Consider the following 26042-nt stretch of genomic DNA (forward strand, 5'->3'; position numbering starts at 1 on the left):
CGCCGCTTTGTCAACATCTGCGCGAGTCAGCTGGCCTGGATGGGGGCCGTCACGTACTTGAACAGGAAATCCGTCACCTCTTCCCGGCTCGGACGCTGTGGCTGATTGATCATCTGCATCATCACATAGCCAAAACCGGTCAAGGAGCGGGCCAGATCCTGCGCCGACAGCACGCTCTGGATCTCGCCGTTGTCGATGGCCCGTTGCAGGTGGGGGGCAATGCGCTCCAGCGCCTTGTCCAGCAGCCGGGTGTAGCGAGGCCACACTTCTTCCCGTACCGAGGAGCTCCACTCCAGCCAGATGCTGGCGTGATCGGGCTTGTCATAGGCGGCGTCAACGAACAGCTTCACGTGGCGGTGAATGCTCTCCCTGGCGGAGCCCTGACCGTTGTAAGCCTGTTCGAGGATCTGCTGTACGAAGGCTTCGATTTCTGTCAGCACTTCGTCGACCAGATCTTCACGAGTATTGAAATAGTTAAAAACGGTCGCAACCGAGACCTTTGCCTGTTCGGCTATCTCGGCATGCCCCGCACGGCCGATGCCGCGACGGGAAAATACCTCGACGGCACACTCCATCAATTGATCACGGCGAGCCTCCGGCGAAAGCCGGGTTCGACGTCTTATTTCTGCGCGTGGTTCCATAGTTTTTTCATCTAATAGTTATTGATTATGGTGTTTATAGTATTGTCACCGATAATGCCCGAAGGCTTGCTAACTCTATCAATTAAAATAAGCCGATAAAAGCATCACGTATGCCTGACGCCCACTGGTTGGAGTGGTAGAATCCTCGGTTTTGACGTTAATGAACGGCCAATAACCCTTTGGTCATTATTGGAGTATGTGATGAAACACATTGTCGAGGTGATGATCCCCGAGGCCGAGGTTGCAGCCCGGATCGCCACGCTGGGTGAAGAGATTACCGCCCGTTACCAGGGCTCCGAGGAAGTGGTCATGATCGGCCTGTTGCGCGGCTCCTGCGTCTTCCTGGCGGATCTCTGCCGTCAGTGCCAGTTGCCCATCACCCTGGACTTTATGACTGCCTCCAGCTACGGCTCCGGCATGCACAGCACCCGTGACGTGCGCATCCTCAAGGATCTGGATGACGATATCAAAGGCAAGGACGTGGTGATCGTGGAGGATATCATCGACACCGGTTACACCCTCAACAAGGTGCGCGAGATCCTCTCCCTGCGCGAGCCGAAATCCCTGGCCATCTGCACCCTGCTGGACAAACCGTCCCGCCGCGAGGTTCAGGTGCCGGTGGACTGGCTTGGCTTCTCCATCCCGGACGAGTTCGTGGTGGGCTGTGGCATTGACTACGCCCAGAAGTACCGTAACCTGCCTTTCATTGGCAAGGTGGTACCGCAAGAGTAAGCCGGGTCCGAAGTAGCAAGGCAGGCTGGCCGGCCCGCCATCGACTGTCTTCAGGCGGCGTCACAGCCGCCTTTTCTGTCTCGAGATGGGCTCATCCATCACAGGGGTTGCAATGAACGCATTGGAAATCAGCGGTCTGAAGAAGACCTATCAGGGGGGCGTCGAAGCCCTCAAGGGCATCGATCTCACCGTCAAACAGGGGGATTTCTTCGCCCTGCTCGGTCCCAACGGGGCGGGCAAATCCACCACCATCGGCGTGATCAGCTCACTGGTCAACAAGAGTGCCGGCAAGGTGAAGGTATTCGGTCATGACATCGATACCGATCTGGAGCTGGCCAAGTCCCAGCTCGGCCTGGTGCCCCAGGAGTTCAACTTCAGCCAGTTCGAGAAGGTGAGCCAGATAGTGACTCACCAGGCCGGTTTCTATGGAGTGCCGCGGGCCGAGGCCAAGGTGCGCGCCGAGAAGTACCTGCGCCAGCTCGATCTGTGGGACAAGCGCGACATGGCGGCCCGCACTCTCTCCGGTGGCATGAAGCGCCGGTTGATGATTGCCCGCGCCCTGATGCATGAGCCCAAGCTGCTGATCCTGGATGAGCCGACCGCCGGGGTGGACATCGAGATCCGCCGTTCCATGTGGAGTTTCCTCAAGGATCTCAACGAGCAGGGGGTGACCATCATCCTGACCACCCACTACCTGGAAGAGGCCGAGATGCTGTGCCGCAATATCGGCATCATCGACAAGGGCCGCCTCATCGAGAACACCAGCATGAAGAGCCTGCTCGGCAAGCTGGGTCGCGAGACCTTCCTGCTGGATCTGGTGCCGGGCTCCAGCGTACCGGCCTTGCCCGAGTTCAACGGCCGGATGCAGGATGAGAACACCCTGGAAGTGGAGCTGGAGAAGAGCCAGTCCCTCAACAGCCTGTTCGAGCAGCTCTCCGCCCAGGGGGTGAAGGTGCTCAGCATGCGCAACAAGGCGAACCGGCTGGAAGAGCTGTTCGTCAATCTGGTAGAGGAGGGTCGCAAAGCATGAACCCCATGACCTATTACATCGCCTTCAAGAGCATTCTGGCCAAGGAAGTGAGCCGCTTCACCCGGATCTGGATCCAGACCCTGGTGCCGCCCGCCATCACCATGAGCCTCTACTTCGTCATCTTCGGCAACCTCATCGGCTCGCGCATCGGTGACATGGGTGGCTTCAGCTACATGGAGTTCATCGTGCCCGGCCTCATCATGATGTCGGTCATCACCAACTCCTACTCCAACGTCGCCTCCTCCTTCTACAGCGCCAAGTTCCAGCGCAACGTGGAGGAGCTGCTGGTGGCGCCGGTGCCCAACTACATCATCATCGCGGGGTATGTGGGCGGTGGCGTGGCGCGCGGCCTCTGTGTCGGCCTCATCGTCACCCTGGTGTCGCTGTTCTTCGTGCCGCTGCAGATCCATCACCTGTTCAGCGTCTGCGTGACCGTGCTGCTCACCTCCATCCTCTTCTCCCTGGGGGGGCTCATCAACGCGGTGTTCGCGAAGTCGTTCGATGACATCAGCATCATCCCGACCTTCATCCTGACTCCCCTGACCTATCTGGGGGGCGTCTTCTACTCCATCACCCTGCTGCCGCCGTTCTGGCAGGGGGTTTCCCAGGTGAACCCCATCATCTACATGGTGAATGCGTTCCGCTACGGCTTCCTCGGGATCTCCGACGTGCCCCTCGGCACCGCCTATCTCATCATCATCGGCTTCATCCTGGTGCTCTACGGGATGGCCTGGTGGCTCATCTCCCGCGGCACCGGTCTGCGCCACTGAGGCGCGCACCTGCCAGCAAAAAGGCGCCCTCGGGCGCCTTTTTATTTGCACATGTCGGTCTCAGAGGGCCGGGGCATCGTAGTCCGCGGGCTCGTCGCTGTAGACGCAGACGTTCCACTTGGCCGCGAGGCCATCATCCGCGAGGCAGTAGCGCTCGAAGAAGGCCTTGATACCGGCGCGCTGGCAGTGGGCCTCGAAGCTCGCCATGTCGCGCCAGATCTCGTTGAAGACGATGGGGAAGCTCTCCCCCTCGGCAAAGGGGCTCTGGATATGGCGGGTGACGATGTACTGCAGGCAGCCATCTTCACGCAGGGTGTCGGGTTCGAGCCCTTGCAGGACGCGGAACAGGGCCTGCTCCTGGCCCGGCTTGGGTTGGAACTGGGCGATGCAGTAAACCTTCTTGGACATCGTGGTCTCCTTGCCGTGTCTCAACCCCGCAGGGCGACGACCCGGTTGTCGATGAGGCGGGCCTTGCCCAGATAGGCGGCCATCAGGATCACCAGGCGCTGGCTCTCGGCGCTGGCGGATTCCAGGGTGTCGGCATCGACGATGTCGATGGCATCCGTCCTGAATCCCGCGTTGTCGAGGCGTTGGCTGGCCTGGGCAACCAGGGAGGGGAGGTGACTGTTCCCCGCTTCAATCTGCTCGGCAATCCAGTTCATGGTGCGCGCGAGCTCGGGGGCGATGGCCCGTTCGGCAGCGGTCAGATAGCCGTTGCGCGAAGAGAGGGCCAGCCCGTCTTCGGCCCGCACGGTCGGCACGCCCACGATCTCGATGGGCATGGCCATGTCGGCCACCATCTTGCGAATGAGCGCGAGCTGCTGGTAATCCTTCTCGCCAAAGCAGGCCACGTTCGGCTGTACCAGATTGAACAGCTTGGTGACCACGGTACTGACCCCGCGAAAATGCCCCGGACGCAGCGCCCCTTCCAGCAGGCTGGAGATGCCGGGCACCTCGACGAAGGTCTGGCTGGCGAGCCCCTGGGGATACATGATCTCCGGCGTCGGGGTGAAGACCAGGTCCACACCGGCGGCCTCCAGGGCGGCGCAATCCTGCTCCAGGGTGCGGGGGTAGTTGGCGAGATCCTCGGCCTTGTCGAACTGCAAGGGGTTCACAAAGATGCTGACCACCACCTTGTCGCCATGGCGGCGGGCCTCCTCGACCAGGGTGAGATGACCCTGATGCAGATTGCCCATGGTGGGCACGAATGCGATGGCGCGGCCTTCGCGATGCCATTGACCGATCTGCTCGCGCAGCGCGGCGGGATTGTTCACAACCAACATCGTCAGTTCACCTTCAGATGAATCAATAAAAGAGGGGGTCGTCAGGGGGGAGGGCGAGACGGGGGCACAGGCCCCCGCTCGCATGACGACAGAAAGTCAGTTGAAGCAGTGCTCGGGGCCGGGGAAGGTTCCCTCGCTCACCTGCTTCACATAGAGACGAATGGCGGCACGCATGTCACCGGTCTCTGCCAGGAAGTTCTTGGTGAACTTGGGCACATAACCGGAGGTGATGCCGAAGGCATCGTGCATCACCAGGATCTGGCCGTCGGTGGCAGGGCCGGCACCGATGCCGATCACCGGAATGCGCAGCGCCTTGGTGATGCGCTCTGCCAGAGAGACGGGCACGCACTCGAGCACCAGCAACTGGATGCCGGCCGCTTGCAGCTCCAGCGCCTGGCGGTAGATCTCCTGGGCGTGGAACTCGTCGCGCCCCTGCACCTTGAAGCCGCCAAACACGTGGACGGATTGCGGGGTCAGGCCGAGATGGCCGCACACCGGCACCCCGTTACGGGTGAGGTGGCGGATGGAGTCACACAGCCAGTCCCCCCCTTCCATCTTCACCATGCGGGCACCGGCCGCCATCAGGCGCGCCGCGTTCTGGTAGGTCTGCTCCGGGGTGGCGTAGCTCATGAACGGCATGTCGGTCACCACCAGGGCATTGGTGGTGCCGCGCACCACGCAGCGGGTGTGATAGACCATCTCGTCCATGCTGACCGCCAGGGTGTCGTCTCCGCCCTGCAATACCATGCCGAGGGAGTCGCCGATGAGCAGCACCTGGGCGCCCTCGTCGTCGAACAGCTTGGCGAAGGTGGCGTCATAGGCGGTGATGGCGGTGATTTTCTGTCCGTCCTGCTTCATCTTCTGCAGGTGGGTAGTGGTGATCTTGCTCATTACGTTGTTCCTACTCTTCTCTACTCGCCTGCTGCACCGGCCAGGATCGCGAGTCCATTGCGCGGGCAGCGGGCAACCAGTTCGGTGAGCGGGGTGCCGCAGGGCAGCACCAGGGAGGGGGCTATCTCGGCAAGGGGCAGCAGGACGAACTCCCGCTCCTTCATGCCATAGTGAGGCACCGTCAGGCGCTCATGCCGGATGACCTCGTCGCCGTACAGCAGCAGATCGAGATCCAGGGTCCGGGGGCCCCAGCGCTCATCCTTGCGCACTCGCCCCTGTGCCTGCTCGATGCGCTGCAGTTCGTCCAGCAGCGCCAGAGGGCTGAGGCGGGTGGCAAGGCGCGCCACGGCATTGACGTAGTCCGGCTGATCCGCAGGGCCCATGGGGCGGCTGCCGTAAAGGTGGGAGGTCTGCAGCAGCTTGGACTCGGACAGGGTCGCCAGCGCGGCGATGGCGCGACGAGCCTGGCCGAGGGGGTCGGCCAGGTTGGAGCCGATGGCGACGAAGACCTCGATCATCGGCGGATCCTTACTCTGCCGACTTCGGCTTGCGGCGACGGGGGCGACGGCGGTTGCGGCCATTGCCGCTGCGCTTCTCGCCATCACCGCTGCGGGAGTCGGCGCGCTCGCCGCTCGCCGGGCGGCGGGTCGCCTCCCGTTGCAGTTGCGGGCGTACGTCCGGGTTGGAGGCCACATAGCGCTCCCACCAGCTCGCCAGCTCGCCGAGGCCGCGCTCGACCCGGTTGCGCAGCAACAGGAAGTCGAAGGCCGCACGGAATTTCGGGTGCTCCATGGCGCGCTCGGGGTGCTTGCCCTGGCGGCGGGTCAGGCGCTGCTGCAGGGCCCAGATGTCGCGCACGTCCGTGGTGAAGCGGCGCGGCACGGCGATGATCCGCACCTGGTTGTCCAGCACCTCGTTGACGGCCAGCATGAAGGCATCGTACCAGGGCAGACCGCTCTCGTTTTCCAGCACGCGGCCGCGGGCCTCGACGGCGCCCCACAGCAGGGTGGCGTAGAGGAAGGCGGGGGTGACGCGCTTCTCTTCACGGACCCGGGTATCGGTGTCCATCAGCGCCTGCTCGATGAACTGCTCGTAGGGCGAGTTGCCGTGGGGGGTGAACAGGGCGGCTACCTGGGGGAACAGCGGCTGGAACAGCCCGTATTCCCGCAGCAGCTTGTAGGTGGCCAGACCGTCCCCCGCCAGGAACAGCTTGAGGGTCTCTTCGAACAGGCGGGCGGCCGGGATGTCCTGCAGCAGCGGGGCCAGCTCCCGGATGGGGGCGGCGGTACGCGGGCTGATGGTCATGTCCAGCTTGGCGGCGAAGCGCACGGCGCGCAGCATGCGCACCGGATCTTCCCGGTAGCGGGTCTCGGGGTCGCCAATCAGCTCCAGTCTGCGCGCGGCCAGGTCTTCCAGCCCACCCTCGAAATCGTGCAGGGTGAAATCCTTGGCGCTGTAGTAGAGGGCGTTGACGGTAAAGTCGCGACGCTCGGCATCCTCTTCGATGGTGCCGTAGACGTTGTCCCGCAGCAGCATGCCTTCATCGGACTGGGCCGACACATGCTTGCTGGTATTGACCTGATGGTGGTGACCCCGGAAGGTGGCCACTTCGATCACGTCACGACCAAAGACGATGTGGGCCAGGCGGAAACGGCGGCCAATCAGGCGGCAGTTGCTGAACAGCGCCTTGATCTGCTCCGGCGTCGCGTCGGTGGCGATGTCGAAATCCTTGGGGGTCTTCCCGAGCAGCAGGTCACGGACACCGCCGCCGACCAGGTAGGCCTCATAGCCCCCCTTGTTCAGGCGATAGAGCACCTTGAGGGCATTCTCGCTGATCTCTTTGCGCGAAATCGGGTGCTGGTCACGGCTCAAGGTACGGCGCTGTCCGGCGACACGGGCCGGAATGGGGGACTCCACCGACTGCTCGCCGTCTTCCTTGCCGAGCACTTTGCGGCAAAAGTTTGCGATCTGGGAAAAAATGGTACACCTCGTTATGACTTCAAATTGACGGGAGGCCAAAAAAATAGCGGCCTATCATAGCTCAGCCCCAACCAAATGAGAAACGGTGTGGCCTGCTTCCCCTTGATTGGTCCTTTTGGGGCAAGAAATGCAGCCGGGGCTAGCTTTGCCCTTGCGGGATCTTCTGCTGGCGGGGCACCCGGGCCAGCTGCCAGTGGGCGATGCCCCAGCCGATGATCTCGTCGATCCGGCTCGCCATCAGCTCGGGCGGCGGGCACTGACCGAGAAAGTGCAGCGCCTGCCACAGGGCCGGTCGTACCTCGTCCTGCGACAGCGCCGGCGCATGGTTCTGCTTGGAGAGCTTGTTGCCATCCGCTTGCACCGCCAGCGGCAGGTGCACCCAATCGGGGACGGCAGCCCCCAGAGTCTGGTAGAGGGCAATCTGGCGCACCGTGGGTTCCAGCAGATCGGCGCCGCGGACGATCTCGGTGATGCCGCTGTCCATGTCATCCACCACCACCGCCAGGTTGTAGGCGTAGAGCCCGTCCCGGCGGCGCACGATGAAGTCCTCCTCCGCCAGCGCCGCAGGGACGGTGATCTCTCCCTGAAGCGCATCCTCGAACCGATAGACCGGGTGGTGCTGGCGCAAACGGGCGGCACACCCCTCTGCGGTCAGCCCCAGGGCGCGGCAATGGCCGTTGTAAAAACCGCCGCTCGCCATGATTTCGCGCCGGGTACAGCGGCACCAGTAGAGATCCCCGGCCCGATAGAGCTGATCGATGATCTCGTCATAGCGGCCATGGCGCGCGCTTTGTAACATCACCTCCCCATCCCAGCCAAGACCGTGTGCCTCCAGGGTGGTGAGGATAAGGTCAGCGGCTCCCGGCATCTCCCGCGGGGGGTCGATGTCTTCGATACGCACCAGCCAGCGTCCCTGCTGTGCCCTGGCCTGCAAGAAGCTGCCAAGGGCGGCGACCAGGGATCCGAAGTGGAGCGGACCGGACGGTGAGGGGGCGAAGCGGCCCACATAGGGGCGTCGGGAGGAGGGGGATGTCATGACCATGGCAATTCGGGTAGGCGATGCATTGAGGCTGCATTCTGGGACGGCCCGACCAAAAGCTCAATAAAAAAGGGAGCCTGGGCTCCCTTTTCGTTTCTGTGGATGGGCGGCATCAGCCAGCCATCTGTTTTTCCTTGATCTCGGCCAGCGTCTTGCAGTCCACGCAGAGGTCTGCGGTCGGACGGGCTTCCAGACGGCGGATGCCGATCTCGATGCCGCAATGCTCGCAGTAACCGAAGTCATCTTCTTCGAGCAGCAGCAAGGTTTTCTCGATCTTCTTGATCAGCTTGCGTTCACGGTCGCGGGTGCGCAGTTCGAGAGCAAACTCTTCTTCTTGCGCGGCGCGATCCACGGGATCCGGGAAGTTGGCAGCCTCATCCTTCATGTGGTCGACGGTGCGGTCAACTTCCTGCATCAGTTGGTTGCGCCAGGCTCCCAGGATCTTGCGAAAATGTACCTTCTGTTGGTCATTCATGTACTCCTCACCGGCTTTCATCTGGTAAGGCTCTACACCCGCAATGGCCAGGGGGCCCAGAGATTTCCTGTTTTCGCCTGTTGGCATGCCCTGTCTCCTAATTCAGCACGCTACCCGTGCCATCCATAAATTGAGGGCGACATCTATAGCAGAAGGGTCAACGGGAGGCAAACAAGCCTTATCAATAATGTTACCCACTTCTGCATTTATTCTCTGCCCTCGGGTAGCATATGGTCAGATTCAAATGGGATAAAATCCTGAGCCACCATGCCCTGCACCCCAACATGGGGGCGATAGCATAAAATTTCAACCCCTGCCGCCATCGCCTGTTCAACAAGCTGACTATAGTGCGGATCGATATGGGCTGCAGGGCGCATTCTCGCGATGCCGGAGTGCAATACCATGAACAGCAGCACGGCCCGGTGCCCTGCCGCCTTCATGGCCATCAATTCACGCAAGTGCTTGGCGCCGCGGGTGGTGACCGCATCGGGGAAGTACCCCATGCCGGGTTGCTCCCGCTCGTCGAGCAGGGTGACGGATTTCACCTCGATGTAACAATCCGGCCTGTGGTCATCTTCCAGCAGCAGGTCGATGCGGCTGTTCTCTTCCCCGTATTTCACTTCGGTGCGCAGCCTGGCATAGCCTGCCAGGGGGGCGAGGGCGCCCTGTTCGATGAGCTCCCGGGCGATCTGGTTGGCACGGGCCGTGTTGACGCAGATGAAGTGACCCGCCGGGCTCTCGGCGATTTCCCAACTGTTTGGCAGCTTGCGCTTGGGGTTGTCGGATGTGGAGTACCAGACCCGGGTGCCCGGCAGGGCGCAGCCGGTCATGGCGCCGGTATTGGCGCAGTGGATGGTGATCACCTCGCCGTTGTCGAGCGCGACATCCGTCAGAAAGCGCTTGTAGCGGGAGATCAGCTGCCCGGACTGCAGGGGGGGATCGAAGATCATGGGGTGAGCTCCTCGCGGTGCGGGTTTTTGACGCGGCCCCGCAGGGGCCAGCAGGCGAGCGGTTCGTAGTGGACGCCGTCCGGCGTGCTGACGGATTGATAGAGGCAGAAGCGATCGGCCCTGAGCAGAAAATCCGGTGCAGGCAGCTCGCCGGGGGCCTCGCCCGCCTTGCGCGACAGGGTGACGTGGGGGCGATAGCCCTGCTCGCCGTTGCCCAGCCCGAGTTTTTCTCCGTGGCGGCGCAGCGCCCTCGCGAGCACGGTCAGCTCGTTCGGCCACTCACCGGGTCCCACCCAGGCGGCTTTGGCGCGCTGAAACCAGCCGGTCTGATCCAGATGGACGCTGAAAGGGGGGCAGTGCTGTCGCTCGGCGGCCGCGATTAGGCGAGCCTGGGTCGTTTCGTCGGCCTCCCCGAGAAAGGCCAGGGTCAGGTGCAGGTTGCTCTCGGGCACCGGCTGGCCGGGCCAGGGGCGCTGGTCTCGCCAGGTCGCAAGCTCGGGGGCAAGCTCTGGCAGGGGCAGGGCAAAGAAGAGTTTGGGCATGCGGCGTGTCGGTCCTCGTGATGGGCATCGGATAAGGGCCATTCTATGGCAGCCGCTCCCGGGATGTCTTGCCGTGTTGCACCTGATGCTTCCTGCCCCTGCCCGGCAGGGGCGCTTACGATGGCCGGGAGGCTGTGGCAGAATGGACCCCTTTTCAGAAGTGTCACAGAAGGTGCCCATCGCTTTGTCTTCCCTCCCCATCGTCCCGGTGTTGCCCGAACTCTTTGCAGCCCTCGACAACCATACCAGCGTGATCCTGCAGGCGCCCCCCGGCGCGGGCAAATCGACCCTGCTGCCCCTGGAGCTGGTGCGCCAGCACCGGCTGCCCGGGCGCATCATCATGCTGGAGCCCAGGCGCCTCGCGGCGCGCAACATCGCGAGCTTCCTCGCGCGTCAGCTGGGGGAGAAGGTGGGCGAGCGCATCGGCCTGCGAGTGCGCGGGGAGAGCCGCACCAGCAGCCAGACCCGGCTCGAGATCGTGACCGAGGGGGTGCTGACCCGGATGCTGCAGCAGGATCCTGAGCTCACCGGCGTGTCGCTCGTCATCTTTGACGAGTTCCACGAGCGCAGCCTGCACGCCGATACCGCGCTGGCCTTCGCCATCGAAAGCCAGCAGGGGTTGCGCGATGATCTCAAGCTGCTGGTGATGTCCGCCACTCTGGATGGCATGGCCCTGGAGCGCCTGCTGCCAGGTGCCCCCGTGGTGCGCTCCGAGGGGCGCGGCTTTCCCATCGAGTACCACTATCGCCCCGCCAACCGTCAGCAGTGGCTGGAACCCCAGGTCGGCGCCGTGGTGCTGGAGGCGCTCGCCAGTCAGGCTGGCAGTGCCCTGGTGTTCCTGCCGGGACAGGGGGAGATAGAGCGGCTGGCACAGTGGCTGGAAGGGCGGTTGCCAGGGGATGTGACCCTGGCTCCCCTCTATGGCCGTCTTGACCTCGCGGCCCAGCAAGCGGCCATCGAGCCTGTGCCTGCGGGTCGCCGCAAGCTGGTGCTCACCACCAACGTGGCGGAGACCTCCCTCACCATCGAGGGGATCTCCGTGGTCATCGACAGCGGATTGGAGCGGCGCGCCACCTTCGATATCAAGAGCGGCGTTACCCGGCTGGAGACCCGGCCCATCGCCAAAGCCTCCGCCACCCAGCGGGCGGGGCGGGCAGGGCGGCTTGGCCCCGGCGTCTGCTATCGGCTCTGGAGCAGCGAGGTGCAGGAGCGCCTCGCCGAGCAGAGTCCCCCCGACATCCTGACGCAAGAGCTCACCGGCCTGCTGATGGACGCCGCCCAGTGGGGGGCCCGGGTGGAGGCGCTGCCCCTGCTGGACATGCCGCCCCCTGCCGCCGTGGCCAGCGCCCGGCGGTTGCTGGTTGCCCTGGGCGCCATGGCCCCGGAGGGTGAGCAACAACTTACCCCGGCAGGCCGTGCCATGGCGGCCTTCGGCACCCATCCCCGCCTAGCCCGCATGTTGCTGCGGGCCCGGGAGCTGGAATCCGAGGGTCTGACAGGGATTGTCGCCGATGCGGCTTTCCTGGTGGCGCTGCTGGAAGAAGATCTGCGAGGATCGGAGCGCCTGTCCGTGCTGTTCCACCGCCGTCAGGGCGCCCTGCGCCAGGGGGCGGCCCGCTGGTTCGAGCGGCTCGGCGTGCGGGCAAGCAGCCCGCAGGGTCAATGGCTGGGGTTGCTGTGCGCCCTCGCCTGGCCCGATCGCATCGGCAAGCTGCGCAGTGGCAGCCGCTATCAGCTCAGTGGCGGGGTGAGCTGCGATCTGGTAGAAGGGCATCCCTGCCAGGGGCAGGGGGCCATCGTGGCCGTCGAAATGGGTCAGAACGAGCGCGGCAGCCGCATCTTCATCGCCGAGCCGGTGGTGCTGGATGAGCTGGTGCGCCAGCTGCCCGAGCTGGTCGGCGAGCGCCAGTGGTTCGACTGGGACGATCGGGAGGAACGGGTGCGTGCGGAGCGCCAGCAGGTGCTCGGCGAGCTGGTGCTCGGCCAGCGGCCGCTGACGGATCTCTCCGATGAACAGAAGGGGCGCTGCCTGCTGCAGGGCATTCGGCGCAAGGGGCTGCACGTGCTGCCCTGGGACGAGAGCAGCGAGGGGCTGCTGGCCCGCTTGCGCTGCGCCCGCGACTGGCTGCCCGACGAAGCCTGGCCCGCCATGGATGAGGAGAGCCTGCTGGCCGACCTCGAGCAGTGGCTGCTGCCGGCGGTGAGCGGCATGACCCGGCTGGAGCAGTTGAAGCGGCTCGACATGAGCGACATCCTGCGCCAGTCTCTGCCCTGGCCCCTGCCAAGGCGGCTGGACGAGGCGCTGCCGAGCCACTTCACCGCACCGACCGGCAGCCGGGTGCGGATCCGCTACCAGCCGGGTCAGGCGCCGGCGATCCCGGTGCGCATCCAGGAGATGTTCGGGCTGGGTGCCACCCCATGCGTGGCCGATGGCCGGGTGCCCCTGGTGGTGGAGCTGCTCTCCCCGGCCCAGCGCCCCTTGCAGATCACCGCGGATCTCGCCGCCTTCTGGGCGGGATCCTATGAGCAGGTGAAAAAAGAGATGAAGGGGCGCTACCCCCGTCACTACTGGCCGGACAACCCGCTGGAGGCGATGCCGACCCGGGTGACCAAGAAGAAGATGGGATTGCAGGAGTAGCCGACGGGACAGTGATCGGTCGGTACGATCAGAACAAGATGGCGGTGGCACAGTCCCCCTCCACAACAGGCATCGCAGGCCGCTCGCATCAGCGGGATGGCGAGGAGAACGACAAGAGGATTTATGGCAACCCAACGACGCAAGCGCACGCCCAAGAAGGCGGCGCCCAAACGCACCATCTGGCGCACCCTGTTCTGGCTGGGCTTCAAGCTCTCTCTGGTGGTGGCGGCCTTCATGGTGGTGTTTGGCATCTATCTCGACACCAAGGTGCGCGAGCGCTTCGACGGCGAGAAGTGGCAGTTGCCGGTGATGGTCTACAGCCGCCCGCTGGAGCTCTATCCCAGCCAGCGGCTCTCCCAGACCCAGATGCTGCGCGAGCTCAACATGCTGAGCTACAAGCAGGTGCGTCAGCCTCATACCCCGGGTGAGTACGCGGTGAGCGGCAATCGCATCGAGCTGGTGCGCCGGCCGTTCGAGTTCCACGACGGTGCCGACGGCGCCCGTGGCCTGCGTCTCACCTTCAACGGGGCGCGCCTCGAGGGGATCCAGTCCCTGGAGAACCAGCGTCAGCTCGGCTATGCCCAGATGGACCCGGTGCTGCTCGATCGCCTCAACACCGAGGATCGGGAAGACCGTCTGCTGGTGCGCCTTTCCGAGGTGCCGGACAGCCTGCTGGTGACGCTGCTCACCACGGAAGACAGGGACTTCTACCAGCATGGCGGTGTCTCGCCGGTGGCCATCATGCGCGCCATGGCAGCCAACCTGCTGGCGGGTCGCACCGTGCAGGGGGGCAGTACGCTCACCCAGCAGCTCGCCAAGAACTTCTTCCTGACCCGTGAGCGCAGCCTGTGGCGCAAACTGCAGGAAGCCTACATGGCGGTGCTCATCGACTACCGCTACAGCAAGGACGAGATCCTGGAGGCCTACCTCAACGAGGTCTATCTGGGGCAGAACTTCTCCCAGGGGGTTTACGGCTTCGGGCTCGCCTCCTACTTCTACTTCGGTATTCCGGTCAACGAGCTGGACATCGATCAGGTGGCCCTGCTGGTGGGCATGGTGAAGGGCCCCTCCTATTACGATCCCTGGCGCTTCCCGGACCGGGCCAAGGCGCGCCGGGATCTGGTGCTGAAACTGCTGGCGGATCACGGCAGCCTGACCCAGGCCGAGTATGACCTGGCCAGCAAGCAGCCCCTTGGCATCATCGCCCGCGGCCAGATGAGCTATGGCCGTACCCCGGCCTTCATGGGGCTGCTCAAGCGGGAGATCCAGAACCGCTTCGGCCCGGATCTGCTCAAGCAGTCCGGCCTCAAGATCTTCACCAGTCTGGATCCCATCGCCCAGCACGCCGCCGAGCAGGCGGTGGAGTCGGGTCTGGCCACCATAGAGAAGCAGCGTGGCAAGAAGAAGCTGGAGGCGGCCATGGTGGTCTCCGATTGGCACAAGGGCGAGGTGGTCGCCATGGTGGGGGGACGGGATCCCCGCTACGCCGGCTTCAACCGGGCGCTGGATGCCCGCCGTCAGATTGGCTCCCTGGTCAAACCGGCGGTCTACCTGACCGGCCTCTCCAACGGCCTGACCCTGGGCACGCCGCTTAAAGATCAGCCGATCCGCATTCGCGGCCAGGATGGCCAGATCTGGACGCCGCAGAACTACGACCGCAAGTTCCGCCAGAGCGTGCCCCTGATGGAGGCGCTTGCCAGCTCCCTCAACGTGCCGACCGTCAACCTCGGGATGCAGATAGGCCTGGACAAGGTGGTGGATACCCTGCACAAGCTGGGTGTGCAGCAGGAGATCCAGCCCTATCCGTCCCTGGTGCTGGGGGCGGTGGCGCTCTCGCCCATGGAGGTGAACCAGATGTACCTGCCCATTGCCAACCAGGGGTTGACCCAGCCCCTGTCGGCCATCCGGGCCGTGGTGAATGGCGAGGGGCGCCAGCTCTACCAGCATGACGAAGCGGCCAAGCGAGTGACGGATCCCCAGGCAAGCTGGCTGACTCTGTTCGCCATGACCAAGACGGTGAGCCAGGGGACGGCCCGTGCGCTCGGTGCCAAGTTCCCCGGGGCCACCATGGCCGCCAAGACCGGTACCACCAACGAGCTGCGTGACTCCTGGTTTGCCGGGATGGACAACAACGAGCTGGTGAGCGTCTGGGTCGGCCGTGACGACAACACCCCGGCCGGGCTGACCGGTGCCAGTGGCGCCTTGCAGCTGTTCAGCGGCTACATGAGCCAGCGAGGGGTCAACAGCCTGGGGCTGAAGATGCCCGAAGGGGTGAGCTGGGCCAACTTCTCCCGCTCGAGCGGTGCCCGGGTGGCCAGTGATTGTCCCGGCAGTCTCCAGGTGCCGGCCAAGCTGGCCGGTCTGGCCGAGCCCATGAGCTGTGCCAGCCCGGTCTCGGACCCGGCGAATGCCCTGGACAACTGGTTCAACGGTTTCTTCAACTGACGAAGACGGGCAGCGCAGGCTGCCCGTTTTGCAAGGATTGCCATGACCCATCCCCTGTTTGAGGCCATCCATCACGTGGCCATCATCGCCAGCGACTATCCGCGTTCGCGCCACTTCTATCACCAGGTGCTGGGGTTGCCCATCATTGCCGAGACCCTGCGGGCAGAGCGCCAGTCGTGGAAGCTGGATCTGGCGCTGCCGGACGGCAGCCAGCTGGAGCTGTTCAGCTTCCCGGCGCCGCCGCCCCGCCCCTCCAGGCCGGAGGCGTGCGGGTTGCGCCACCTGGCGTTTCGGGTGGCGGATCTCGACCGGGTCATCGCCCACCTGGAGCAGCACGGGGTGGAAGTGGAGCCGGTGCGGGTGGACGAGCTGACCGGCAAGCGCTTTACCTTCTTCGCCGACCCCGACGGCCTGCCGCTGGAGCTGTACGAGGCAGCGCGTTAGGCTGCCTGTTGCAATCTGGATGATCGGTTTGACCATGAAAAGGCCGCCCTGGGAACAGGGCGGCTTTTTTCATGGGGTTGGAGAGGGGATCATGCTGTGGTCAGCAGGGCGACCGCCACCGCCATCACCATCATGCCGAGCCAGCCGACGGGTCTGAGGCGCTCGCCGAACAGCAGCAGGCCCCCGAGGGCGGTGCCCAGGATGCCGATGGCGCCCCAGGTGGCATAGGCCACGGCCAGATCGATCTTGCCGGTACTGACCGCCTCGCTGAGCAGAGTGAAGGCACAGAGCACCAGCAGAATGCCGAGGACGCCCCACCCCTTGTCGCGAAAACCGATGGAGCGGTTGATCGCCATGTTGGCGCCGATATCCAGCAGGGCGGCGCCCAGTACGATGATCAACGGGTGCATGGGGCTTCCCTCCTCTGGCGGGTGGGGGCTGGTGCATCATGGGTCTCGCCCAGGGTCACCATGACAATCCCCACTATGGCCAGCGCCAGTCCGATCCACTCCTGGATGCTCAGCTCGTAGCCGAGGAACAGGACGGAGACGGCGGTGATGAGGGCGATCCCCAGCCCTTCCCACAGCGCAAACGCGATACCAATGGAGATTGTCCTGGCGGCCTTGGCGAGCAGCAGGTAGGAGAGGGTGATGAGGAGCCACATCGGCAGATAGTGGATCCAGCCGCTCTCGCTCTTTGGGATCAGGGCCATGGAGGAGGTGCCGGCGACCTCGGTCAGGATGGCCCCCGTCAGGAAGAGGCGGGCCAAAAGCAGGGGACGGGATGACATGCAGTTTCCTTCTGTTGCTGCGACGATGAGAGGATAACGGCACCCGAAACGGGCAAGGTTATCGCTGAGCGTCGAGAAAGCTGTCGCTGCTAGTTTGCCTTGGGGGCGGGCCAGGGGATAAGGTGGTGATGGAATAATCTGCCGCCAGTTTGAAGTCATGAAGCTAAATCAGATACAACTCTTTGTAGAAACAGCAGACAGTGGTTCGATAGCCAATGCCGCCAGACGACTTGGCAAGAGTCGCAGCGCCGTGAGCTCGGCGATAGCAACCCTGGAGGTGGAGCTTGGCGTCGAACTTTTCGAACGAGGGGCGAACCAGAGCCGACTGACCGAAATCGGCGAGCAAGTGCTGGACGACTGTCGGCGGCTGTTGCAGGCCGCCAACAGCCTGAAGCTCAAGTGCGAGCACCATGCCTCCGGTGCCGAGGTGGCGTTGCGGGTAGCCCGGGACGACGCCATTCCCGAGGTGGTATGGCGCGAGATGCTGGGGGCGCTGCGTCGCCAGTTTCCGGGCACCAGCATCTCCCTGGTGCTGGCCTCACCGCCGGAGCTGCCGGCCCTGGTGGAAGAGGGGTTCGTGGATGCCGCTTTCGGCCTCATCACCGAGGAACAGGAGCGCAGCGGTCTTTGCATCGACGTGCTCAACCCGATCCGCACCCTGATGGTGGTGGCGCCAAGCCACCCGCTGGCGGGGCTGAAGCGGGTGTTGCAGCAGGATCTGACCGATCACACCCAGGTCACCCTCTCCTATGTGGACGCGTTTTCGGTCAAGAGCCTGCTGCCCATCGGGGGGCAGCATATCGGGTTGTCGAGTTTCGAACTGATGCGGGATGCGGTGCTGGATGGTCTGGGCTGGGCGGTGCTGCCTTCACCCCTTATCCAGAGCCAGCTGCGCCAGGGGGAGCTGCTGACCCTGAAGCACAAGTTCAGTCTGCAGTGGCGCGATTACGGAGTCTATCTGTCGGAGAACGCCCATCACGGCAAGGTGCTGGCCTGGCTGAAGAAGGCCATAGAAGCCTATCTCGAACCCTTCGAGTAGCCGCCAACCGGGGCGGGCACCCCGGTTGGCAGTGAGAGGGGATCAGCGCAGGCCGTGACGGGGGACGCGCTGGCGGGAGCGAAATGGCAGCAGCAGGAGGCCGAGCAGCAGATCCCCCGCCAGGGAGGCCAGCAGACCCGCCGCCACGCCGCAGAAAATGGCGGCCTGTTTGAGGGGGACCACATAGCCGTAGTTGTGCAGGGTATCCTGCCAGAGGGCGGGATCGGCGCGCAGCAACAGGTGGGAGAGCTGCTGGTACCAGGGGCTCTCCCGCACGGCGATCTCCCCCTGAAGGTGCTGCTGCTGGTTCACCAGTTGCTGGAGGCTGGTGGCATCCTGGGTGAAGACGGGATCCTGGCTGGCACCGTAATGGGCGACCAGCGCCTGCAGATCGCCATTGAAGTGCTGGTCCGCCGTGCGCTGGAAGGGGGCCAGCGCCAGACCTGCCTGCTGCAGCCGGGCATCCAGCCGCTGGAAGTAGAGATCGACCAGCCCGGGGATCTGTACACCTGCCAGCAAACCGAGGGCAAACAACATCATGCGAAGGTAGCTGCGCATCATCATCATCATCCTGAACGAAGGGAGCGCCCATACTAGCCGCAACCGGTGGGAGAGCCAAGGAGGGGGCGCGCTTGCCCACCTGGTCGGTGGCGCCAAAAAAAGAGCCGATGGAATACCTTTGTTACACGAATTCTTACACTTTTGTGATGCAAGTCATCTTGCGGCTGGCCTAGAATGAGCGTTTTTCGAAGGACACGTCGGCATGAGCAAGTTCATTCCTTTCTATCTGGCCGGGGGCCTCATCGCCTTCAGTTGGGGCGCCCTGCCTGAGCACGGCCCCTGGGATGGGTGGGATCTCGCCCTCTTCCAGCTGGTCAATGGCTGGATTGGCCACTCCCCCCGTTGGGCCGATCTGGTGGCCATCACCAACAACCGCCTGTTCGATCTGGCCGCGCTGGCCTGCATGGGCGGGATCCTCGCCAGTTGCTTCTTCCGTGCCGACGGGCAGGAGCGCCGTCGTCTGGTGGCCATGGGGGTCGTGATGCTGCTGGGGGCCCTGGTGATCAATCAGCTCGGGCATCTGTTGCCGGTCAGCCGTCCCAGCCCCACCTTGATGGTGGACGGAGCACTGCGCCTGACCGAGATCAGTGCGATTCCCACCAAGGACTCCGCCGGTGACAGCTTCCCCGGTGATCACGCCCTCTTCCTGATGATCTTCGCCGGTTTTGCTCTGCGCTATCTGCCGCGCTGGGCCGGGGTGGTTGCGGTGGTGATGGTGCCCCTGTTTTCGGCGCCCCGCATCCTGGCGGGTGCGCACTGGATGACGGACGTCTATGTTGGCGCTCTTTGCCTCTCCCTGATCTGCCTGCCGCTGCTGTTGCTCACTCCCGTGTCGGATCGCCTGATCGACCGCCTGGCTCCCCGGCTGCCACGCTGGATTGCCTGACGGAGAATGAAAAAAGAAGGCGGGTCACCCCGCCTTCTTTCGTTTACGCCTCACCGGTGCTGTGGTCGTCGCGAAATGACCAGGACTACGCCCGATGAGCCCGGGCTGTCGCCCTCCCAACCAGTATGGATAGCCCCATTCGGGTTCTGCCAGCCAAAATAGTCGCGGCCAAACGTTTGCACCCGTCGTCTCATGATCCTGGCCAGGATTTTTTCCCTCCGCTGCCTTAGAATCGCCGCCCGTTGTTGGAGGTCTCCCCATGCTTGTCACTTTTCTGCGTCTCTTGTTTATCGGTTGTGCCCTGGTCTTTCTCGTTATGCTGATCCGTGCCTGGTGGCACAAACGGCGTCATGGCCAGCTCGAAGCCACCCCTTTCTGGCCGGTGGCGGCCATCGGTTTTGTGGCCAATTTTCTCGATACCCTGGGGGTGGGGAGCTTTGCGGTGAAGACCGCCTGCTACAAGCAGTTCAGGTTGATCGATGATCGGGTGCTGCCCGGTACCCTCAACGGCCAGTGCGTGCTGCCGACCGTGACCCAGGCTCTCATCTTCATCGGCGTGGTCAACGTGGATCCCGTCACCCTCATCAGCATGATGGCGGCTGCGGCGGCCGGTGCGGCCTGGGGCGCCCGTTACGTGGCTTCCTTTGATCGCCAGACCATCCGGCTGGTCATGGCGGTCTCCCTGCTGGTGGTCGCCGGTCTCATCTTTGCCGGTCTGCTTGGGCTCTTCCCCCTCGGTGGCGAGGCCATGGGGCTGAGCGGTTACAAGCTGGGGATCGCCCTTGCCGGCAACTTCCTGTTCGGAGCCCTGATGAACGTCGGTATCGGCCTGTTCGCCCCCTGCATGACCCTGGTCTATCTGCTCGGCATGAACCCGCTGGTGGCCTTTCCCATCATGATGGGATCCACCGCCGTTCTCAGCGTCTTCTCGGCGGGGACCTTCATTCGCAAGGGGGCTTTCGATGCGCGGGCCGTGCTGGCGGTGGCCATCTTCGGCCCCATCGGCGTGGTGCTGGCGGCCATGCTGGTCAAATCCATGGAGATGGAGATGCTCAAATGGCTGGTGGCCTTCATCGTCATCTATACCTCCTGGACCATGTACGCCTCCTGGCGGGCGGCACGGCGACAGCCAGCGCCCGCGCTGGCAGAGGCGACGAGCTAGCTGGCGTCGGCGAGGCCCGCCTGCACGGGCGCCCCGCGTTGGTATGTCATCCCGCTCGCCCGGTCCTGGCGCGTCTTCTGATGCCTCTGGCAGCCCCCTCCGAGTGAGCGGTCTGCTGGCTGGAGGCGACCAGTGCGGCTTCCGCCCTGGCACCGAGAAACACATAGAGCCCCAGCGCCAGCAGCAACCCCACGGCGCACCCCATCACCCCCACCGCAGGCCAGAGCAGTTCGCTCTGGCCGAGGGATCCCTTGAACAGCAGCAGCAACCCCTCGATGGAGACCGCGATCAGGATGGCGGCGATAAAGCGGGTAATGGTGCGCCGGATGGCGCTGTGGCGGAAGATGTCCTTATGCAGCAGCACCTCCTCTTCGAGGATGGTCTTGCCGAGATCGAACACCGCCAGCGCGAGCGTGAGGAAGATGATGGCGCTGAAGGCGCCGAGCCGGTTCTGCTGGGTGCCGCACAGGAGCAGATAGAGCTGTTCCAGCCCGTGCCAGATGAGGGTGCCGACGATGAGAAACAGGGCCAGACTCAGGACGACGTAGACGGCCCTGAACCAGGGAATGGCGCGCCGCCGCTCCCTGTCCCCCATCAGCCAGGCGATCAGCTGGTGCAGGTTGATCTCCAGCTCCCGGCCATGGCCCTGCACCAGCAGGCGCAGCTGCCCCTGGGCCGCCGGAACGGGCGCCAGTATGGCAGGCCTGATCTGGGGGGCCAGGCTCTTCACCTCCTCGACGAAGGCATAGGTCTTGAGAGACGCCTCGGGGAGGGTGAGCAGCCCCAGCAGCAGGGGGGCCAGCTCGGTTTCGTACTCCTGATAGCGCCGCAGCACATCGATGGGGCTCATCTCTGCCATATACACCTCGGTCCAATGGGCTCCTGAAGCAGGGGCCTGCAAATTGTGGGCCCGATTTATGACAGCCCGTGTACGGCGCGGCGCACCAGCAGGTGGCAAGGTTCCGGTGAGGGACTTAAGGATGCACCACTATGGTGCCTTGTCGGGACGAGCAAACAAAAAAGGGCCCCATCGGGGCCCTCTGCACATCTTGCGGCTTGTCAGCCAGCCAGCTTGGCGAAGCTGCGCTCGGCGGCCGCCAGGGTGTGTTCAATCTCCTTGTCGCCGTGCGCCAGCGACAGGAAGCCCGCCTCGTAGGCGCTCGGTGCCAGATAGACGCCCTCTTCCAGCATCAGGTGATAGAAGCGCTTGAAGCGTTCCATGTCGCAGCGAGTCACCTGCTCGTAGCGGGTGATCTCGGTCTCGTCGGTGAAGAAGAAGCCGAACATGCCGCCCACGTAGTTGATGGCAAGCGGGATGCCGTGCCTGGCGGCGGCCGCTTTCAGCCCTTCGGCGACACGGGCGGTCTTGGCGCTCAGCTGCTCATAGAGGCCCGGCTCCAGCAGCAGATCCAGCATGGTGAGGCCGGCGGCCATGGCCACCGGGTTGCCGGAGAGGGTACCAGCCTGATAGACGGGGCCGGTCGGGGCTATGTGCTGCATTACCTTCTTCTTGCCGCCGAAGGCGCCCACCGGCATGCCGGCACCGATGATCTTGCCGAGGGTGGTGAGATCCGGGTCGATGTTGTAGTGGCCCTGGGCGCCACGCAGGGAGACGCGAAAACCCGTCATCACTTCGTCCAGGATCAGCAGGGCGCCGAACTCGTCACAAATGGCGCGCAGCCCTTCCAGGAAGCCGGGCACCGGCGGGATGCAGTTCATGTTGCCAGCGACCGGCTCGACGATGATACAGGCGATCTCGCTGCCGTACTGGGTAAAGGCTTCGCGCACCGAGTCCAGATCGTTGAACACGCAGGTCAAGGTGTGCTTGGCGAAATCGGCCGGTACGCCCGGGCTGTTGGGCTGACCCAGGGTGAGGGCGCCGGAACCGGCCTTGACCAGCAGGGAGTCGGCGTGGCCGTGGTAGCAGCCTTCAAACTTGACGATCTTGTCGCGACCGGTGTAGCCGCGGGCCAGCCGGATGGCGCTCATGGTCGCCTCGGTGCCGGAGTTGACCATCCGCACCTGCTCCATGGAGGGGACGATCTGGCGCACCTTCTCGGCCATCAGCACTTCGATCTCGGTCGGCGCGCCGTAGCTAAGCCCTTTTTCCACCGCCTTGATGACCGCGGCCTTGATGGCCGGGTGGTTGTGGCCGAGCAGCATGGGGCCCCAGGAACCGATGTAATCCACATAGGCCTGGCCGTCCACGTCATAGAGGTAGGCGCCATCGGCGTGATCGATGAAACGGGGTGTACCGCCGACCCCGTTGAATGCGCGGACCGGTGAGTTGACGCCACCGGGAATGGTCTGGCGGGCCTGTTCAAACAGCTGATCTGATTTTGACATGGATCATCCTTAATGGGATTTTGGTCGTTACCCGGGCGCAGGCTGCCGATTGCGGCTCGGCAGGGGATGGTGGGAGGAGTATGCTTTGCGCTCTCGCCCCGGACTCTCGCCCGTGATACATGAAACGGGCCGACTATAGCAGAAAGGCCCAGAGCTGGGCAGCCGAGGCCGAGGTGTGTCTGGTCCTCGTTAGATGAGCGTGATTATCCATGGAGCAACAAGCCATTCCTTCCGCCGACGCGGCCTCGCTGCGTCGTCCTCCAGTCTTGCAGCGCCTGATACGGCGGGACAAGATGCCGCTGCTGGTGCTCCTGTTGGCGGCCCTGGTTGGCCTGCTGGCAGGCCTGGTGTGCGGATTGTTCGAGTCTTGCGTTCACTGGCTGGCCCAGCAGCGTGTCGACTTGCTGGCTGATCGCCCCTGGTGGCAGCTTGGCCTGCTCGGCTTTGGTTTCAGCGCCCTGCTGGGGTTGGTTGGCTATTTCCTCACTCATGCCTTTGCCCCCGAGGCGGGGGGATCCGGTATCCCGGAAATTGAAGGGGCCATGGACGACCTGCGCCCGGTACGCTGGTGGCGGGTGTTGCCGGTGAAGTTTTTTGGCGGGGTCTGTACCCTGAGTTCCGGCATGGTGCTGGGGCGGGAGGGGCCCTCGGTGCAGATAGGGGGCAACCTCGGCAAGATGGTGACGGATATCTTCCGGTTGCCCAAGGAGCATGGCCACGCCCTGCTGGCTGCCGGTGCGGCGGGTGGTCTCGCTGCGGCCTTCAATGCCCCGCTGGCAGGGATACTGTTTGTCATGGAAGAGATGCGACCGCAATTTCGCTACTCCTTCCTCGCCATCAAGGCGGTCGGGATTTCGGCCGTCATGGCGACCCTGATGCTGCAGAACATGAAAGGGCAATCCCCCGTCATCATGCTGCCTCACTACGACGCTCCGGCCTTGAAGGCGCTCTGGCTGTTTCTCTTCATGGGGGGCTGCTTTGGTGTGCTGGGGTTCGTCTTCAACAAGCTGGTGCTCGCCTGTCAGGATGGTTACCTGGCATTGCATCAGAACAAGCGCCACCGCTTCGTCATCATCGGCATGGGGGTGGCTGGAACCTTTGGCATGCTGTCGCTGTTCGCCCCTTCGGTCACTGGAGGGGGAATCGAGCTCATCCCGCATCTGACGGGGGGAGACTATGCGATGGCGACGCTCTTCATCATCTTCTCGGTGCGACTGGTGGGTACCCTCATCTGCTTTTGCTCGGGGGCCCCTGGTGGTGTCTTTGCGCCGACCCTGGCGCTGGGCACCCTGTTCGGGGTGATCTTTGGTCACCTGTTCCACTCTGCATTTCCCGATCTCGGCATCGAACCGGGCGCCTTTGCCATCGCCGGCATGGGGGCGCTCTTCGCCGCCACCGTGCGTGCCCCCATTACCGGCATCGTGCTGGTGACCGAGATGACCGACAACTATCAGCTGATCCTGCCCATGATGATCACCACCATAGGGGCAACCCTGGTGGCGCAATGGTTGGGGGGGCGCCCTATCTATTCCCAGATCCTGGAGCGAACTTTACGGCTTGCTGCGCGTCAAAACCGGGGTGAAAGCAGCATCGCGACCGGTTAACTCTTTGTTTATCCGTATCAATCCGGCATGGTCGCGTATAGTGAAAAGAAACCGGCCGTGTTGATGTCGGCATATAGAAGAGGCCTTATGTCCCAAATCGTGAAGTTATTGGTGGTGCTGGCCGTGGGGGCATGTATCGGTTATGTCGTCGGGAACAGACAGGAGCTGGCTCAGAGCAGCCTGATGACGGTGCAGCAAGAGACGTTGGAGCGTCAGAGCAAGGCCATTGCACAACTGAAGACGGATCTCGGCGTCAGGGAGACCCTGCTGGCGACCCAGAAGGCCGCCTTCGAACAACTTCAGCAGACGCTCAAGGATCAGGAAGCCCAGGTACAGGAGCAGAAACGTCAGCTGGCCTTCTTCGAGCGCATCATGCGTCCCACCGGCGAACAGGTGGGGGTATCCATCGACAATCTGACAGTGCAGGAGACGAGTGTGCCGGGTCGCTACCACTATCGTCTGGCGCTCACACAACCCGCCAAGAAGCGGGAGCTGTTTCGGGGGCAGGTGCAGATCCGGCTCGAAGGCAGTCTGGCTGACAAGCCCAGGATCCTCAGTGGCCGGGATCTTGGCATGAAGGTGGGGGAGGGACGCTACGCGTTGCGATACTTCCAGCTCTTGGAGGGCAATTGGCAGCTTCCCTCAGGCTTCATCCCGGACAGGGTGAGAATCCTCATCCCGAAGGAGGGACGGCAACCGGCCCAGGAGCTGGTGGCCGAGTGGAACGAGGTGCTCAAGCCTCTGATCGCTCAACCAACCCCCTTGCCGGCAGCACAGTAAGAGAGTGGTGAATACTTGAACTAAATGGTCGGGTATTGGATAATTTCGCGGTTTCCATGTTTGTGGATGTAACGGTTGTGAGGTCAGCAATGAGTGCAGTAGCAGAAGCCCCCTTGCCCATCCAGATGACGGATGCGGCAGCCAACAAGGTAAAGACCTTGATCACCGAAGAAGAGAATCCCGAACTCAAGTTGCGGGTCTACATCACTGGGGGGGGCTGCTCCGGTTTCCAGTACGGTTTCACGTTTGACGAGAAAATCAATGATGGCGATACCGTGGTCGAGAAGAGCGGCGTCACCATGGTGATCGATCCCATGAGCCTGCAATACCTGGTCGGCGGCAGTGTGGATTACACCGAAGGTCTGGAAGGCTCTCGCTTTACCGTGACCAACCCCAATGCCACCACCACCTGTGGTTGCGGTTCCAGTTTCTCCATCTGATCTACAAGCAGCGTGATATGAAGGGCCCCGAGGGGCCCTTTTCATTTTTGTATGCCTGGCGTGGCTGGCATGCAGATCTTGATGTGGCGAAAACGGGTACCGATTGGTAGCGATAGAGAAGGCGTGCAGGCTCATTTAGATGAATTGTTGACGGCTTTTTAGTCTGATTGGTTGTTGATTAAACACCTGAACGTCTTTTTCAAATAAACACGTAGTTTTCGCTTGTCAGCGAGAATCATATCCCTATAATGCGCCTCCATCAGCACGGCGCAGTGCGCGTCTGGTCCACCTTGCAAAGCAAGCTGGTGAGGGTTATAGTTTCAGACCCTGCTCTTTAACAATTTGAATCAAGCAATCTGTGTGGGCACTCACAGCATCGAGCATCAAAAACAATTTTTGATTTTCAATGTCTGATGAAGTGACCAAAGCAACGAAAGTTGCAGCAGTTAATTCAGCAATTCATTGAGCCGCTTTTCGAAGCAACCAAACTTAAATTGAAGAGTTTGATCATGGCTCAGATTGAACGCTGGCGGCAGGCCTAACACATGCAAGTCGAGCGGCAGCGGGAAAGTAG

General features: G+C 63.2%; 27 protein-coding genes and 1 rRNA gene. 13 read left to right on the forward strand and 15 right to left on the reverse strand.

The genetic code is table 11. The features are described 5' to 3' along the window. Positions 1-26: 26 nt before the first annotated feature. Entirely contained in the window at positions 27-641 is a 615-nt protein-coding gene (locus tag AB5Y80_RS03860) for a TetR/AcrR family transcriptional regulator (RefSeq protein WP_029314803.1), read from the reverse strand. Between the two features lie 201 nt (positions 642-842). Here AB5Y80_RS03860 and hpt point away from each other — a divergent pair, with 201 nt between their 5' ends. The 3 genes from hpt (at position 843) to AB5Y80_RS03875 (ending at position 3173) form a co-directional block, all read left to right on the forward strand. Further along, complete coding sequence (gene hpt / locus AB5Y80_RS03865; RefSeq protein WP_010675579.1) at positions 843-1373, forward strand: hypoxanthine phosphoribosyltransferase; 531 nt, start codon at positions 843-845, stop codon at positions 1371-1373. A gap of 112 nt (positions 1374-1485) precedes the next feature. Beyond that, on the forward strand, positions 1486-2403 hold the full coding sequence (locus AB5Y80_RS03870; protein WP_045521939.1) for an ABC transporter ATP-binding protein: 918 nt from the start codon (positions 1486-1488) through the stop codon (positions 2401-2403). Continuing rightward, on the forward strand, positions 2400-3173 hold the full coding sequence (locus AB5Y80_RS03875; RefSeq protein WP_010675577.1) for an ABC transporter permease: 774 nt from the start codon (positions 2400-2402) through the stop codon (positions 3171-3173). Before AB5Y80_RS03870 ends, AB5Y80_RS03875 begins: the two co-directional genes overlap by 4 nt. Positions 3174-3233: 60 nt before the next feature. On the opposite strand, the gene AB5Y80_RS03880 is transcribed toward AB5Y80_RS03875, so the two are convergent. The 9 genes from AB5Y80_RS03880 to thpR all read right to left on the reverse strand — a co-directional run bounded on the left by AB5Y80_RS03880 (position 3234) and on the right by thpR (position 10333). Continuing rightward, on the reverse strand, positions 3234-3581 hold the full coding sequence (locus tag AB5Y80_RS03880) for a putative quinol monooxygenase (RefSeq protein WP_010675576.1): 348 nt from the start codon (positions 3579-3581) through the stop codon (positions 3234-3236). Between the two features lie 20 nt (positions 3582-3601). After that, a complete protein-coding gene (gene panC / locus AB5Y80_RS03885; protein ID WP_010675575.1) occupies positions 3602-4456 on the reverse strand; it encodes a pantoate--beta-alanine ligase in 855 nt (284 codons plus the stop codon). A 96-nt stretch (positions 4457-4552) separates the two neighbouring features. After that, positions 4553-5347, reverse strand: a complete 795-nt coding sequence (gene panB, locus AB5Y80_RS03890) for a 3-methyl-2-oxobutanoate hydroxymethyltransferase (protein ID WP_010675574.1) — start codon at positions 5345-5347, stop codon at positions 4553-4555. 20 nt (positions 5348-5367) lie between these two features. Beyond that, positions 5368-5865 carry a 2-amino-4-hydroxy-6-hydroxymethyldihydropteridine diphosphokinase gene (gene folK, locus AB5Y80_RS03895; RefSeq protein ID WP_244077658.1) on the reverse strand — a complete coding sequence of 166 codons (498 nt, stop codon included), beginning with the start codon at positions 5863-5865 and terminating at the stop codon, positions 5368-5370. Positions 5866-5875: 10 nt separating this feature from the next. Beyond that, the gene (gene pcnB, locus AB5Y80_RS03900; RefSeq protein ID WP_368172533.1) at positions 5876-7366 is read right to left on the reverse strand and encodes a polynucleotide adenylyltransferase PcnB; all 1491 of its coding nucleotides are present in this window, start codon (positions 7364-7366) and stop codon (positions 5876-5878) included. A 100-nt stretch (positions 7367-7466) separates the two neighbouring features. Next, positions 7467-8369, reverse strand: a complete 903-nt coding sequence (gene gluQRS, locus AB5Y80_RS03905; RefSeq protein WP_368172534.1) for a tRNA glutamyl-Q(34) synthetase GluQRS — start codon at positions 8367-8369, stop codon at positions 7467-7469. A gap of 109 nt (positions 8370-8478) precedes the next feature. Then, a complete protein-coding gene (dksA, locus tag AB5Y80_RS03910) occupies positions 8479-8928 on the reverse strand; it encodes an RNA polymerase-binding protein DksA (RefSeq protein WP_029314801.1) in 450 nt (149 codons plus the stop codon). Between the two features lie 119 nt (positions 8929-9047). Further along, positions 9048-9791: a DNA/RNA nuclease SfsA gene (gene sfsA / locus AB5Y80_RS03915; RefSeq protein ID WP_010675569.1), complete on the reverse strand. Its 744-nt coding sequence runs from the start codon at positions 9789-9791 to the stop codon at positions 9048-9050. Beyond that, positions 9788-10333: an RNA 2',3'-cyclic phosphodiesterase gene (thpR, locus tag AB5Y80_RS03920; RefSeq protein WP_368172535.1), complete on the reverse strand. Its 546-nt coding sequence runs from the start codon at positions 10331-10333 to the stop codon at positions 9788-9790. Before thpR ends, sfsA begins: the two co-directional genes overlap by 4 nt. Before the next feature lie 184 nt (positions 10334-10517). Here thpR and hrpB point away from each other — a divergent pair, with 184 nt between their 5' ends. The 3 genes from hrpB to AB5Y80_RS03935 all read left to right on the forward strand — a co-directional run bounded on the left by hrpB (position 10518) and on the right by AB5Y80_RS03935 (position 15860). After that, positions 10518-12971, forward strand: a complete 2454-nt coding sequence (hrpB, locus tag AB5Y80_RS03925) for an ATP-dependent helicase HrpB (protein WP_323889934.1) — start codon at positions 10518-10520, stop codon at positions 12969-12971. Between the two features lie 123 nt (positions 12972-13094). Further along, a complete protein-coding gene (mrcB, locus tag AB5Y80_RS03930) occupies positions 13095-15416 on the forward strand; it encodes a penicillin-binding protein 1B (protein ID WP_010675566.1) in 2322 nt (773 codons plus the stop codon). Between the two features lie 42 nt (positions 15417-15458). Continuing rightward, on the forward strand, positions 15459-15860 hold the full coding sequence (locus AB5Y80_RS03935) for a VOC family protein (RefSeq protein WP_010675565.1): 402 nt from the start codon (positions 15459-15461) through the stop codon (positions 15858-15860). 89 nt (positions 15861-15949) lie between these two features. On the opposite strand, the gene AB5Y80_RS03940 is transcribed toward AB5Y80_RS03935, so the two are convergent. Together AB5Y80_RS03940 and AB5Y80_RS03945 are read right to left on the reverse strand one after the other, a co-directional pair. Further along, entirely contained in the window at positions 15950-16270 is a 321-nt protein-coding gene (locus AB5Y80_RS03940; protein WP_042016297.1) for an SMR family transporter, read from the reverse strand. Further along, entirely contained in the window at positions 16258-16650 is a 393-nt protein-coding gene (locus AB5Y80_RS03945) for a multidrug efflux SMR transporter (RefSeq protein ID WP_045521922.1), read from the reverse strand. The genes AB5Y80_RS03940 and AB5Y80_RS03945 overlap by 13 nt, the downstream gene beginning before the upstream one ends. Before the next feature lie 157 nt (positions 16651-16807). On the opposite strand from AB5Y80_RS03945, the gene AB5Y80_RS03950 reads away from it, so the two are divergent. Further along, on the forward strand, positions 16808-17689 hold the full coding sequence (locus AB5Y80_RS03950; protein WP_039040858.1) for a LysR family transcriptional regulator: 882 nt from the start codon (positions 16808-16810) through the stop codon (positions 17687-17689). Positions 17690-17731: 42 nt separating this feature from the next. On the opposite strand, the gene AB5Y80_RS03955 is transcribed toward AB5Y80_RS03950, so the two are convergent. After that, positions 17732-18259, reverse strand: coding sequence for a DUF2937 family protein (locus AB5Y80_RS03955; protein ID WP_203763005.1), 528 nt, complete (start codon positions 18257-18259; stop codon positions 17732-17734). Between the two features lie 193 nt (positions 18260-18452). Here AB5Y80_RS03955 and AB5Y80_RS03960 point away from each other — a divergent pair, with 193 nt between their 5' ends. Together AB5Y80_RS03960 and AB5Y80_RS03965 are read left to right on the forward strand one after the other, a co-directional pair. Continuing rightward, positions 18453-19136, forward strand: a complete 684-nt coding sequence (locus AB5Y80_RS03960) for a phosphatase PAP2 family protein (protein ID WP_010675560.1) — start codon at positions 18453-18455, stop codon at positions 19134-19136. A 259-nt stretch (positions 19137-19395) separates the two neighbouring features. Then, positions 19396-20298 carry a TSUP family transporter gene (locus AB5Y80_RS03965; RefSeq protein ID WP_368172536.1) on the forward strand — a complete coding sequence of 301 codons (903 nt, stop codon included), beginning with the start codon at positions 19396-19398 and terminating at the stop codon, positions 20296-20298. Positions 20299-20344: 46 nt separating this feature from the next. On the opposite strand, the gene AB5Y80_RS03970 is transcribed toward AB5Y80_RS03965, so the two are convergent. Together AB5Y80_RS03970 and hemL are read right to left on the reverse strand one after the other, a co-directional pair. Further along, entirely contained in the window at positions 20345-21157 is an 813-nt protein-coding gene (locus AB5Y80_RS03970) for a hypothetical protein (RefSeq protein ID WP_042016292.1), read from the reverse strand. Between the two features lie 200 nt (positions 21158-21357). Next, a complete protein-coding gene (hemL, locus tag AB5Y80_RS03975) occupies positions 21358-22644 on the reverse strand; it encodes a glutamate-1-semialdehyde 2,1-aminomutase (protein ID WP_039040861.1) in 1287 nt (428 codons plus the stop codon). Positions 22645-22853: 209 nt separating this feature from the next. On the opposite strand from hemL, the gene clcA reads away from it, so the two are divergent. The 4 genes from clcA to AB5Y80_RS03995 form a co-directional block, all read left to right on the forward strand. Then, complete coding sequence (gene clcA, locus AB5Y80_RS03980; RefSeq protein ID WP_368172537.1) at positions 22854-24248, forward strand: H(+)/Cl(-) exchange transporter ClcA; 1395 nt, start codon at positions 22854-22856, stop codon at positions 24246-24248. An 87-nt stretch (positions 24249-24335) separates the two neighbouring features. Further along, entirely contained in the window at positions 24336-25028 is a 693-nt protein-coding gene (locus AB5Y80_RS03985) for a DUF6776 family protein (RefSeq protein WP_368172538.1), read from the forward strand. An 89-nt stretch (positions 25029-25117) separates the two neighbouring features. After that, on the forward strand, positions 25118-25468 hold the full coding sequence (gene erpA, locus AB5Y80_RS03990; RefSeq protein WP_010675554.1) for an iron-sulfur cluster insertion protein ErpA: 351 nt from the start codon (positions 25118-25120) through the stop codon (positions 25466-25468). A 491-nt stretch (positions 25469-25959) separates the two neighbouring features. Then, positions 25960-26042: ribosomal RNA gene (locus AB5Y80_RS03995) — 16S ribosomal RNA — on the forward strand; the annotation flags it as partial.

Origin of the sequence: Aeromonas sp. R2-1 (assembly GCF_040908425.1) — a bacterium.
Classification (GTDB): domain Bacteria; phylum Pseudomonadota; class Gammaproteobacteria; order Enterobacterales; family Aeromonadaceae; genus Aeromonas; species Aeromonas caviae.

Coding starts and splice junctions, on each gene's coding strand:
- AB5Y80_RS03870 (WP_045521939.1), top strand. CDS start 1,486: ATGAACGCATTGGAAATCAGCGGTCTGAAGAAGACCTATCAGGGGGGC.
- AB5Y80_RS03880 (WP_010675576.1), bottom strand. CDS start 3,581: ATGTCCAAGAAGGTTTACTGCATCGCCCAGTTCCAACCCAAGCCGGGC.
- hpt (WP_010675579.1), top strand. CDS start 843: ATGAAACACATTGTCGAGGTGATGATCCCCGAGGCCGAGGTTGCAGCC.
- AB5Y80_RS03960 (WP_010675560.1), top strand. CDS start 18,453: ATGAGCAAGTTCATTCCTTTCTATCTGGCCGGGGGCCTCATCGCCTTC.
- panB (WP_010675574.1), bottom strand. CDS start 5,347: ATGAGCAAGATCACCACTACCCACCTGCAGAAGATGAAGCAGGACGGA.
- AB5Y80_RS03940 (WP_042016297.1), bottom strand. CDS start 16,270: ATGCACCCGTTGATCATCGTACTGGGCGCCGCCCTGCTGGATATCGGC.
- AB5Y80_RS03860 (WP_029314803.1), bottom strand. CDS start 641: ATGGAACCACGCGCAGAAATAAGACGTCGAACCCGGCTTTCGCCGGAG.
- AB5Y80_RS03985 (WP_368172538.1), top strand. CDS start 24,336: ATGTCCCAAATCGTGAAGTTATTGGTGGTGCTGGCCGTGGGGGCATGT.
- hemL (WP_039040861.1), bottom strand. CDS start 22,644: ATGTCAAAATCAGATCAGCTGTTTGAACAGGCCCGCCAGACCATTCCC.
- AB5Y80_RS03935 (WP_010675565.1), top strand. CDS start 15,459: ATGACCCATCCCCTGTTTGAGGCCATCCATCACGTGGCCATCATCGCC.
- AB5Y80_RS03945 (WP_045521922.1), bottom strand. CDS start 16,650: ATGTCATCCCGTCCCCTGCTTTTGGCCCGCCTCTTCCTGACGGGGGCC.
- AB5Y80_RS03965 (WP_368172536.1), top strand. CDS start 19,396: ATGCTTGTCACTTTTCTGCGTCTCTTGTTTATCGGTTGTGCCCTGGTC.
- AB5Y80_RS03950 (WP_039040858.1), top strand. CDS start 16,808: ATGAAGCTAAATCAGATACAACTCTTTGTAGAAACAGCAGACAGTGGT.
- mrcB (WP_010675566.1), top strand. CDS start 13,095: ATGGCAACCCAACGACGCAAGCGCACGCCCAAGAAGGCGGCGCCCAAA.
- panC (WP_010675575.1), bottom strand. CDS start 4,456: ATGTTGGTTGTGAACAATCCCGCCGCGCTGCGCGAGCAGATCGGTCAA.
- erpA (WP_010675554.1), top strand. CDS start 25,118: ATGAGTGCAGTAGCAGAAGCCCCCTTGCCCATCCAGATGACGGATGCG.
- sfsA (WP_010675569.1), bottom strand. CDS start 9,791: ATGATCTTCGATCCCCCCCTGCAGTCCGGGCAGCTGATCTCCCGCTAC.
- gluQRS (WP_368172534.1), bottom strand. CDS start 8,369: ATGGTCATGACATCCCCCTCCTCCCGACGCCCCTATGTGGGCCGCTTC.
- AB5Y80_RS03970 (WP_042016292.1), bottom strand. CDS start 21,157: ATGGCAGAGATGAGCCCCATCGATGTGCTGCGGCGCTATCAGGAGTAC.
- folK (WP_244077658.1), bottom strand. CDS start 5,865: ATGATCGAGGTCTTCGTCGCCATCGGCTCCAACCTGGCCGACCCCCTC.
- clcA (WP_368172537.1), top strand. CDS start 22,854: ATGGAGCAACAAGCCATTCCTTCCGCCGACGCGGCCTCGCTGCGTCGT.
- AB5Y80_RS03875 (WP_010675577.1), top strand. CDS start 2,400: ATGAACCCCATGACCTATTACATCGCCTTCAAGAGCATTCTGGCCAAG.
- thpR (WP_368172535.1), bottom strand. CDS start 10,333: ATGCCCAAACTCTTCTTTGCCCTGCCCCTGCCAGAGCTTGCCCCCGAG.
- dksA (WP_029314801.1), bottom strand. CDS start 8,928: ATGCCAACAGGCGAAAACAGGAAATCTCTGGGCCCCCTGGCCATTGCG.
- AB5Y80_RS03955 (WP_203763005.1), bottom strand. CDS start 18,259: ATGATGATGATGATGCGCAGCTACCTTCGCATGATGTTGTTTGCCCTC.